The following is a 10,498-nucleotide window of genomic DNA, read 5'->3' as shown; positions in this document are numbered from 1 at the left end:
CAAGCGCAGGGCCTTTCGTGGCGAGGCCGGCGTCTTCCGTCTCGCGCCAGACGGCGGTCCAGTCGCCCAGATCGGACCAGGCCCCGTCGTAGGGCATGACCGAGAGGTTGTCCGCCTTCTCCATCACTGCGTAATCGATCGAGATCGGGTCGATCCGCGCCCAGGGCTCGGGTGCCAGCCGGGTGAAGCCCAGATCGCACCGCGCCTGCTGCATGGCGGCCGCGACATGGGTGAGCGTCTCGGGGGCATGCGCCTCGAAGGCCGCGCGCATGACGTCGGCGCGAAACAGGAACAGGCCCGCGTTCCACAAATGATGCCCGTCGTCGAGCATCGCTTGCGCGGTTGCCGCATCGGGCTTCTCGACGAAGCGCTTCAGGGGCTGCGGGCCTTCGCCCGCGCCTTCGGGGTCGAGGTAGCCGTAGCCCGTCTCCGCCCGGGTGGGGCGGATGCCGAAGGTGACGATCCGCCCCGCCTCGGCCGCGGGTCGCGCGGCGGCGACGCAGGCGGCGAAGCTGCCCGCATCGGGGATCAGGTGGTCCGACGGTGCCACCAGCACAAGGGCCGCGGGATCGCCCTTCGCGGCCTGCAACGTCGCGGCCAGCACGGCGGCGGCGGTGTCGCGCCCTTCCGACTCGATCAGCACGGCGCCCGGGTCGATCCGGCGGGCGGCCATCTGCTCTGTCACGATGAAACGGAACTCGTCGGTGGTCACCACCAGGGGCGCCGCGAACTCCGGCTCCGCCAGCCGCATGACCGACGCCTGGAACAGGCTGTCCTCCCCGATCAACGGCGCGAACTGCTTGGGATAGCTCGCGCGGCTGAGCGGCCAAAGCCGCGTGCCGGAGCCGCCCGAAAGGATGACGGGGGTGATCGGGGCAGTCACAAAGCAGGCTCGGGCATGGGTAACGGTCCGTCGGGCGATACGCGATCTTGAAACAGGGGCACGATAGCATCGTGGCACGCAACTGCCTATCGCCGTCACCAAGCCGCAGACACCACTGCAACGGGTGTTGCAAGTCGTCCGTAATCCTCATGAGGGCATCAAAGCGCAGGGCGAGGCGCGGCTCCGACCATGGCCGGTCCGAGCCGCTGAAATCGGATCGACCGCCGTCCGCGCCGAAGAGGGAACCCCTACGCGCAGTCCGCTTGCGCCGATCGACCCGTTCCACCCTGGTCCGGTCAGCGCGGAATGGATCGAAGGGCGGGGAGGAACAGTCAGCGGTCGCACGAACCTGATCCTCCTGGTGACCATCCAGGCCCCCGCCGCGTCCGGCCCGAAGGCCGGACGCGCCTCGCTCAACTCAGGAACGTCGCATCGTCACCGGTCAGGTTCAGGCCGACCACCAGCGGATCGTGGTCGGAGGCGGCCCAGGGCGCGTCGGCGTCGTAAAAATCGCCATTGCGGTAATCCAGCAGGCTCGGCTCCGGCGAGTTCACGTGCCACTCGATCACGCCCGTCACCTGCTCGGCCATCGAGGCGGTCGCAAGCGCATGATCGAGCGCGCCGCGTTGCCCGTCGAAGGTGAAGCTGAAGGCATCCTCCGACCCGATGAACTGCTCCAGCAGGTTGACGTAGCCCGCCGCCTCGATCGCCTGCACCGGGTCCTCCTGCATGTAGGCGTTGAGGTCCCCGATGATCAGGTAGTCGGGATCGCCGCTGCCCAGGGGATCGCTGTCCAGCCAGGCCACGAGCTGCTCCGCGGCTTCGGTGCGGGTCTCGTTGAAGTTGCCCTGGCCGTCGCCGATGTCCGCGTCACCGCCCGATCCGCTGCCGCCCTTCGACTTGAAGTGGTTGTTGGCCAGCGTGAACGTCCCGCCGGTGTCGTTGTCCGTGAAGGACGCGGCGATGGCGGGCCGGTTGCGCTGCGTGCCGCCGTCGTCGAACACCAGGAAGTCCGAGGCATTCAGCGTCACGTCGTCGGTGCGGTAGATCATGCCCGTCGTGATCGCGTCGGTGCCGATCCGGCCACCGTCTTGCGTCGGATCGACGAAGGCCCAGGTCCCCGCCCCCGCCACATCGTTGAGCGCATCCACCAGCGTGTCGATGGCCGAGCCTTCGCCGAAGCCGTTGTTCTCGATCTCCTGCAGGCCGACCACGCTGGCGTCGAGCGACAGGATCGCGTTGACGATCTTCGCCTCCTGCCGGTCGAACTGCGCGGCCGTCTCCGCCCCGCGCTCGTTCAGCGTGGTGAAGTAGTTCAGCGTGTTGAAGCTGGCCACCTTCAGGCTGCCCCCTACGTCGTCGGGGCTCGCCTGCCGCGCGCCGGAGTTCGTGCTCTCGTCGATCGCAAGCTGCTCGGTCGGGATGATCCGGTATTCGCCGAAGCTGAAGTTCATCACCCCCTCGATCGGCTGGGTGATCTCGGCCCCCAGCCGCAGCGTCCCGTCGGTGTCCGAGGAATCGAGGTAGCCGTTCCCGTTGTCCCCCGCGGTCTGGTTGGGGATGAAGGTGAACTCGTCGGGGTTCTGCGCCGAGGAGCCGTCGTCGATCAGGATCCGGTTCGCCTCGTTCTGCGCGAAGAGGGCGTCGATCTCCGCCCGCTGGGTCTGCGCGTCGTAAAGCTGCGTGGGATTGTACTGGATCCCCTCGCTCACGACGAACTGGCCGAACTGGCCCAGCTGGTAGTTCTCGATCACGGTCAGCGGATCGCCCCCGTCGGAGGTGGACAGCGTGACGCGCATGCCTTCCACGCTTTCCAGGTCGACGTCCGTGGCGAAGGGCAGCGTCAGCGCGGCGGCGGTCGGCATGACGTCCGTCCCGGTGACCGTGACCAGATCACCCGCGACCTGCGTGAAGCCAAAGTATTCGCTGACCTCGCCCGTGACCTCGGCCACGTCCAGAAGCGCCACGCTCGGCGCGCCGCCCGTGAAGACGAAGATTCCTTCCGAGGTCGCGTCGTTGCCGTCGCTGTCGGAATCCTCCTCCTGCAGGTAGAACCCGTTGGCGACGAGCGCCGTGACCACGCCTTCGACCGTGACCGTGGCCCCGGCAAGGGCGGATTCCGCCCCCTCCCCCTGCACGGTCGAGATCAGCACCGTCCCGGTGGGCGGCGGCGGCGGGGGCGGCGTGTTTCCGGCGGTGGGCGAATAATCCGACGGATCGCCGAAGCTGGTGATCCGGTAGCTGCCGTCGTCCTGCAGTTCCGTTCCCGCGGGCAGGAAGGACCCGTCCGGTCCCACCACCGTTTCGGAATAAAGCACCGGATCGTCGCCCTGCGTCAGGGCCACGGAGTCCACGACCGTCACATCCACGTCGACCGTGCCGTCGTCGTCGAGGTCCAAATCGTCCCCGCGGCTCAGGCCCGCATCCTTGACCAGAAGGAAGCTCGACGAGGCGTTGAGGAACGTGTTGTTCGAAATTGCCACGTCGCCGGTGACCGAGAAGGTCGCCTCCGCCTGTGGCGAAGCGGCGAGGAAGAAGCCGGTCTCGCCGATGGTGCCGGACAGGTCGATGACGTTGTAGACCTCGCCCGCGGTCGCGGTGATCTCTCCCGCGCCATTCGTGGCCGGCACGCCGCGCACCTGCACCAGCTGGTAGCCGTCGAGCGAGAACCCGGGCGTGCCCGAGATCTCGGCGAACTCCCAGTCGGTGCCGGAGGTGTTCACCGCCAGCTCGCTGATCCGCGGCGCGTCGGCCGGGGCGCCGGCGTCGTTGGCCGCATCCCGCGTCGCCTCGCGCGGGGCGTCCCAGGTGCCGTCCGCGTTGCGCTGAAGGGAAAAGCCTACCGGCGTGTCACCGGGTTCCGACACGCCGATATCAGTCGAGGTCAGACCTTCCGCCGCACCCGAGGTCGCGGTCATCGTGCCTTCGTAGGACAGGAATTCGACCACGGCGCCATCGGGGCCGACCAGCACGATCCCGTCGGGCGATCCGTTCTGGATGCCCGGGATCGAGACGCTGAAGTATCCGGTGCCGCCGGTGCCCGACAGGGTGCCGTCCAGCGCAACCGTCCGGTAGACCGCGCCGTTGCTGCCGTTCACCAGCTCCAGCGAAAAGCCCGTCAGGTCGGTGCCGGCGGTGCCCGCGATCTCGATGAACTCGCCTTCGTCCGCGCCCGCGTTGTCGTAGTGGAACTCGTTGATGTAGACCTCGACCTCAGCGGGCGGCGTGTCGTCGGCGTCGTTGGCGGCGCCGGGCGTCTCTGGCGCGGGGGCGGCCCAGGTGCCGTCCGCCTGCCGCTGCAGAGAGAAGCCGACGGGCGTATCGCTGCCCTCTTCCACGCCGATATCGGTCGAGGTCAGCCCCGTCGCCGGACCGTTCACGGCCGTCAGCGTGCCTTCGTAGGACAGGAATTCGACCACCGTGCCGCTGGCATCGACCAGCGCCATCCCGTCGGGCGATCCGTTCTGGATCGACCCGCCGGTGACGACGGCGTAGCCCGTGCCGTCGGTCCCCGACAGGGCGGTCAGCGCCTCGGTGCGGTAGACCGTTCCGTTCGAGCCGTTGTAGAAGGCCACCGTCCAGCCGGTCAGATCGGCCCCCGCGGTGCCCGCGATCTCGACGAACTCGCCTTCGTCGGCGCCCGCGTTGTCGTAGTGGATCTCGTTGAAATAGGCGGTGACGGCGGGCGCTTCGTCGACGTCCGCCACGGTCACGCTGATGTCCTGGCTGTCCACGCCGCCCTTGCCGTCGCTGGCGGTCACGGTCAGGTCATAGACGTTGTCGCCGTCCGCATCCCCCGGCGCCTCGAAGTCGGGGGCTTCGGCGAAGGCCAGCACGCCCGTTTCGGGGTCGATGGTGAAGCGCGCGGCGTCGGTGCCGGAAATCGTGTAGGTGATGTCGTCGCCGTCGACGTCCCGCGCCGCGGCGGTCAGCACCGCTGTCGTGTTCTCGTCCACTGTCGCGTCGGCCACGGTCAGCTCCGGCGCGTCGTTCACGCCGGTCACGGTGATCGTCACCGTCGCGGTCTTCGTGCTGCCCTGCCCGTCGGTCACGGTATAGGTCAGCGTGGTCGTCGCCGTCTCTCCCTCGGCCAGGCTGTCGAAGGCCCCGCCCGCGTCGTAGGAGATCGAGCCGTCCTCGTTCAGGGTCGCCGTCCCCACGGTGTCCGAGGTGTCGATCCCGGTGATCGTCAGCGCATCGCCGTCGAAGTCGTAATCGTTGTCCAGCAGACCCGTCAGCAGCGCGGGCGCATCGGCCCCCACGGCGCGGGCATCGTCACGCGCCAGCACGGCATTGTTCGCGCCCGTCAGGTCGACGGTGTAGTCGTCCGCCTCGAAATAGAGCCGCTCGACCCCGAACGTGCGCGTGGTGTCGCCGTTCTCGTCCGTGATCTCGGCCCGCTTGCCGCGCCGCGTCTCGATCGCGTAATCCTCGACCCCGCCCGAGAAGACCGCCGTGTCGGTGCCGAAGCCGCCGAACAGGTAATCACGCCCGCCGTTGCCGCGCAGCACGTCGTTGCCGAAGCCACCGAAGAGGATGTCACGCCCGGCCGAGCCGTTGACGACCGACGGGCCGAAGCCCCCGAATTTCAGACCGAGTTTGAAAAAAGCCATGCGCGTGTTCCCCGATAAGCATGTGTCACGCGGCTATTTGACAGAAGTGCTTAACGGTTTTGCAACACTTTTGGCGGATTACCTGCCCGAATCCCGCCTTGGTTTGATCGAATGGTCAAATTTCGGGCAAGGCGGCCACCGGGCGAAAATCCGCCCGGCGGCCTGCCGTTTTCAGCCGATGATCGCGTTCAGCGTGGGCGAGGGGCGCATCACCGCCGCGATCTTTTCCGCATCCCCGTGGTAGTAGCCGCCAAGATCCACGGGCTGGCCCGCGCCCGCTTTCAGCTCCGCCAGGATCGTGTCGGCCTTGGCGGAAAGCTCCTCGGCAATGGGCTCGAAGGTCGCGGCAAGATCCGCGTCCTTGGTCTGCGCGGCCAGCGCTTGCGCCCAGTAGAGCGCGAAGTGGAAGTGGCTGGCGCGGTTGTCGTCGTCGCCCACCTTGCGGCCCGGGCTCTTGCCGTTGGCCAGCAGCTTCTCGGTCGCGTCGTCCACGGCACGGCCCATGATCCGGGCCCGGTCGCCGCCGGCGAAACGCAGCGATTCCCCCAGCGCGCAGAACTCGCCCAGGGAGTCCCAGCGCAGGTGGTTCTCTTCCATCAGCTGCTGGACGTGCTTGGGCGCGGACCCCCCTGCCCCGGTCTCGAACAGGCCGCCGCCCTGCATCAGCTTCACCACCGACAGCATCTTGGCCGAGGTGCCGACCTCCAGGATCGGGAACAGGTCGGTCAGGTAGTCGCGCAGCACGTTGCCGGTGATCGAAATGCAGGTGCGGCCCTCGCGAATTTCCTCGAACGACGCACGGGTGGCGGGGATCGGGGCCATGATCTCGAACTTGCCTGCGACACCCTTGGCATCCAGCATCGGGCGGACGTAGGCCAGAAGCTCGCGGTCGTGGGCGCGGGTCTCGTCCAGCCAGAAGATCGCACGGCACTCCTCCGCCGCCTGCCGCTCGATGGCAAGCTCGACCCAGTTCTCGATCGGCGCCTTCTTGGTGGAGGCCATGCGCCAGATGTCACCGGCTTCCACGGTGTGGGACATCAGCTCCGTCTCGCCGTCCATCACGCGCACGGTGCCCGCGTCGGGGATCTCGAACGTCGTGGGGTGGGAGCCGTATTCCTCCGCCTTCTGCGCCATCAGGCCGACGTTCTGTACGGTGCCCGCGGTGGCCGGATCCAGCGCGCCGGTGTCCTTGAAGTAATCGATGCTCTCCGCATAGACGCCCGCGTAGGAGCTGTCGGGAATCACGCAGGTCGTGTCCGCCTCTTCCCCGTCGGGGCCCCAGCCCTTGCCGCCCGCGCGGATCACGGCGGGCATCGACGCGTCGATGATGACGTCCGACGGCACGTGCAGGTTGGTGATCCCCTTGTCGGAATTCACCATGTAAAGCGGCGGGCGTTTCGCCAGCGCCGCGTCGATCTGGGCGTTGATCTCGTCACCGTTCGGCAGCTCGGCCACCTGCGTCTTCAGCGACCCCAGACCGCCGTTGGGATCGATCCCGTGCTCGCGGAAGGTGTCGCCGTGGGCATCGAACACCGGCTTGAGGTAGGCGCGCACCGCGTGACCGAAGATGATCGGATCAGAGACCTTCATCATCGTGGCCTTCATGTGCAGCGAGAAGAGCGTGCCTTCCTCCGCCACCTCGGCGATGGTCTTGTCGTAGAAGGCCTGCAGCGCCGTCACGGACATGAAGGTCGCGTCGACGATGGTCCCCTCGGGCATCTTCAGCCCGTCCTTCAGGACCGTCACCGTCTCGCCCGCGACATGTTCGATCCGCAGGATGGCGGCCTGGGCAAGCGTCACCGACTGCTCGTTGCTGCGGAAATCGTCTTCGCCCATCGTGGCGACCCGCGTCTTGCTGTCTGCGGTCCACTTGCCCATCCGGTGCGGGTTGGCCTGCGCGAAGGCCTTCACCGCCGCAGGCGCACGCCGGTCGGAATTGCCTTCGCGCAGCACCGGGTTCACGGCAGACCCCTTGATCGCGTCGTAGCGCCCGGCGATCTTCGCCTCCTCCGGCGTCTGCGGATCCGAAGGGTAGTCGGGCAGATCGTAGCCCTGCCCCTGCAGTTCCTGGATCGCGGCCTTCAGCTGCGGGACCGAGGCCGAGATGTTCGGCAGCTTGATCACGTTGGCCTCCGGCGTCTTCACCAGATCGCCCAGCCAGGCCAAGTCGTCGGACTGGCGCTGTTCTTCGGTCAACCGCTCGGGAAAGGTGGCGAGGATGCGCCCGGCCAGGGAAATGTCGCGCGTTTCCACCTCAAGCCCGGCCTCGGCGGCGAAGCGTTCGACGATGGGCAGAAGTGACGCCGCCGCCAGTTGCGGGGCTTCGTCGACTTTGGTGTAGATGATCCTGGCCATGGGGCGGTCCTTTCGTGCGTCGGTCGCATCGGACCTACCGCCTTTGAAACCCGCCGTCCATCGCCGCGAGGTCCCGCGCAGCACGCGCCGGGACGTGACCGCGCCGCGGCGTCACGGCGGTCGCCACTGGATTTTCGCCCCGCGCCCCGTCACTGGTGACGCCGGTGCCGCATCCCCGCCGCACCGGCAGATCACAGGACCGCGCATGCCCAAGGTAGATTTCACCGTCCCCCACTCCCTGCCGCGAGAGGAGGCCACCGCCCGGCTGCTTGCCGGCGTGCCCAAGCTACGCGGCAAGCTGCCTCCCGGCGGCACGGTCGACGCGCGGCGCGTGGGCGAGGACGGCATGGTACTCGACATCGGGCTGATGGGTCAGCAGGTCACCGTGGACAGCCGTCTGACCGACACCAGCGTTGACGGCCAAGTGCGCATCCCCGCGATGATGGCCCTGATGAAGGGCCAGATCGCCGACATGGTCACCGACGCCATCACCCGGATGCTGGCGAAACCCGCCGCCTGACCCCCCTGCCCCGGACCGCGGCGCGCCCCGCGGCAGGGACGGCGCGTTACTCGATCGCGCCGTCTCGCGTCAGCACGACGACGCTTTGCGCCGCGATCTCCACCTCGCCGGAGACCGTGGGGCTGTCGACGTTCCGCGTGCTGTCGAGCCGCAGGAACCACTCGCCCTCGGGCAGGGTGAAGATCAGATCCTCGCCCGCGTTCAGCACGATGAAGACCTCGCCGTATTCGGCGCCGATGACCCGCTTGGCAAAGGCGCGCAGACCCCCGTCGGCCCAGTCGCCTTCGGTCATCTCGCGTCCCTCGGGGTGGAACCACAGCGTGCGCTTGTCGCTCGCCGGGTCGGAGGTGCCGAAGCGCGGATCGACGAAGCCCTGCAACGCACGCCGCCAGCCGAAGGCGCGAGCGGTCGCCTCGATCAGTTCGGGATCGCCCGCCTCCCAGTCGATCCAGGCGATCTCGTTGTCCTGGCAATAGGCGTTGTTGTTGCCCTTCTGGGTCTGGCCCATCTCGTCGCCGGCCAGGATCATCGGCACGCCCTGGCTCACCGCCAGCGTCGCGATCATTGCCCGCACCCGCCGCTTGCGGGCTTCCATGATCTGCGGATCGTCGGTCGGTCCCTCCACCCCGAGGTTGTCAGAGATGTTGTGCCCGTGGCCGTCGTTGTTGTCCTCGCCGTTGGCCTCGTTGTGCTTCTCGGCGTAGGCGACCGTGTCCCACAGGGTGAAGCCGTCGTGGGCGGCGACGAAGTTGATGGAACTCGTGGCCGGGCGCAGGTCGTGCCCGAATTGCACCGGAGAGCCCGACAGCCGCTCGCTCATCCGCGGCACGAGGCCGTCGTCACCCCGCCAGAAGCCGCGGATGTCGTCGCGCGCCTTGTCGTTCCACTCGCGGAACGGCCAGGGGAAACCGCCCACCTGGTAGCCGCCGTCGCCCACGTCCCACGGTTCGGCGATCAGCTTGACGCGGCTCAGCGTCGGGTCCTGCCGAATCGCGGCGAAGAAACTGCCGCCGCGCTCGAACCCTGTGGGCTCGCGCCCCAGAGTGCTGGCCAGATCGAAGCGGAAGCCGTCGACGTTCATCCGCTCGACCCAGTAGCGCAGGGAATCGAGCACCATGCGCATCACCATCGGATGCGCCACGTTCAGCGTGTTGCCGGTGCCGGTCACGTCGTAGACGTAGCGCGGATCCTCGGATGCCAGGTAGTAGCTGGCGTTGTCGATGCCCCGGAACGACAGGGTCGGCCCCATCTCGGACCCTTCGGCGGTGTGGTTGTAGACCACGTCGAGGATCACCTCGATCCCTGCCTCATGGAAGCGGTCGATGGCGCGTTTCACCTCCGAGATGTCCCAGCCCTGCATGTAATGCTGGTGCGGCGCGAAGAACGACAGCGTGTTGTAGCCCCAGTAGTTCGACAGGCCCTTCTCCAGCAGGTGGCGGTCCTGCACGAAGGCGTGGATCGGCAGAAGCTCGATCGCGGTGACGCCGATCTTCTGAAGATGCTCGATCACCGGCGCGGCGGACAGGCCCACGAAGGTGCCCCGGTCCGCCTGCGCGACGCCCGGATGGCGCATCGTCAGCCCCTTGGCATGGGCCTCGTAGATAACGGTGTCCTTCCAGCGGTGATTCAGCGTCTCCTTGGCGGACCACTCGAACCGGTCCTCCACCACCACGCCCTTGGGCATGAAGGGCGCCGAATCGCGCTCGTCGAAGCTCAGGTCGTCCTCGCCCACCTTGTAGCCGAACAGCGCGTCGTCCCAGTCGATCCGCCCCATCAGCGCGCGCGCGTAGGGGTCGAGCAGCAGCTTGTTGGGGTTGAACCTGTGCCCCTCCTTGGGCGCGTAGGCGCCGTGGACCCGGTAGCCATAGCGCTGGCCCGCGCCGACGTTCGGCACGAAACCGTACCAGACGCCGCCTTCCATCTCTGGCAGGTCCATGCGCGCGGTTTCCTGCTGGCCCGACTCGTCGAAGAGGCACAGTTCCACCCGGTCGGCATGGGCGGAATAGAGCGCGAAGTTCGTCCCTTCGTCGTAAGCTTCGGCCCCCAGGGCATCGGGACGGGCGAGGGACTGGTCGAAACCGGGCAGATTGTCTTTCATCGTGGCAACTTTCGGGTGCGGGAGCCGGG

General features: G+C 67.8%; 5 protein-coding genes. 1 reads left to right on the top strand and 4 read right to left on the bottom strand.

Going from position 1 to position 10,498, the window contains the following annotated elements; translation table 11 throughout:
• The 3 genes from EU805_RS15035 to EU805_RS15025 all read right to left on the bottom strand — a co-directional run.
• Nucleotides 1-883: mannose-1-phosphate guanylyltransferase (locus tag EU805_RS15035; RefSeq protein WP_129764797.1), on the bottom strand; the 883-nt coding region annotated here is incomplete at its 3' end.
• A 413-nt stretch (nt 884-1,296) separates the two neighbouring features.
• Complete coding sequence (locus EU805_RS15030) at nt 1,297-5,496, bottom strand: ExeM/NucH family extracellular endonuclease (RefSeq protein ID WP_129764796.1); 4,200 nt, start codon at nt 5,494-5,496, stop codon at nt 1,297-1,299.
• A 171-nt stretch (nt 5,497-5,667) separates the two neighbouring features.
• Nucleotides 5,668-7,851 carry an NADP-dependent isocitrate dehydrogenase gene (locus EU805_RS15025; RefSeq protein ID WP_129764795.1) on the bottom strand — a complete coding sequence of 728 codons (2,184 nt, stop codon included), beginning with the start codon at nt 7,849-7,851 and terminating at the stop codon, nt 5,668-5,670.
• A gap of 205 nt (nt 7,852-8,056) precedes the next feature.
• Here EU805_RS15025 and EU805_RS17510 point away from each other — a divergent pair, with 205 nt between their 5' ends.
• A complete protein-coding gene (locus tag EU805_RS17510; RefSeq protein WP_165351978.1) occupies nt 8,057-8,371 on the top strand; it encodes a polyhydroxyalkanoic acid system family protein in 315 nt (104 codons plus the stop codon).
• Nucleotides 8,372-8,417: 46 nt separating this feature from the next.
• Here the strand turns inward: EU805_RS17510 and glgX are convergent, their stop codons facing one another.
• Complete coding sequence (glgX, locus tag EU805_RS15015; RefSeq protein ID WP_129764793.1) at nt 8,418-10,469, bottom strand: glycogen debranching protein GlgX; 2,052 nt, start codon at nt 10,467-10,469, stop codon at nt 8,418-8,420.
• Nucleotides 10,470-10,498: the final 29 nt, after the last annotated feature.

It is taken from the genome of Salipiger sp. IMCC34102 (assembly GCF_004145405.1).
Lineage (GTDB): Bacteria > Pseudomonadota > Alphaproteobacteria > Rhodobacterales > Rhodobacteraceae > Loktanella.
Note: the sequence above shows the minus strand (reverse complement) of the source record. Positions and strands in the feature narration are given on the sequence as shown.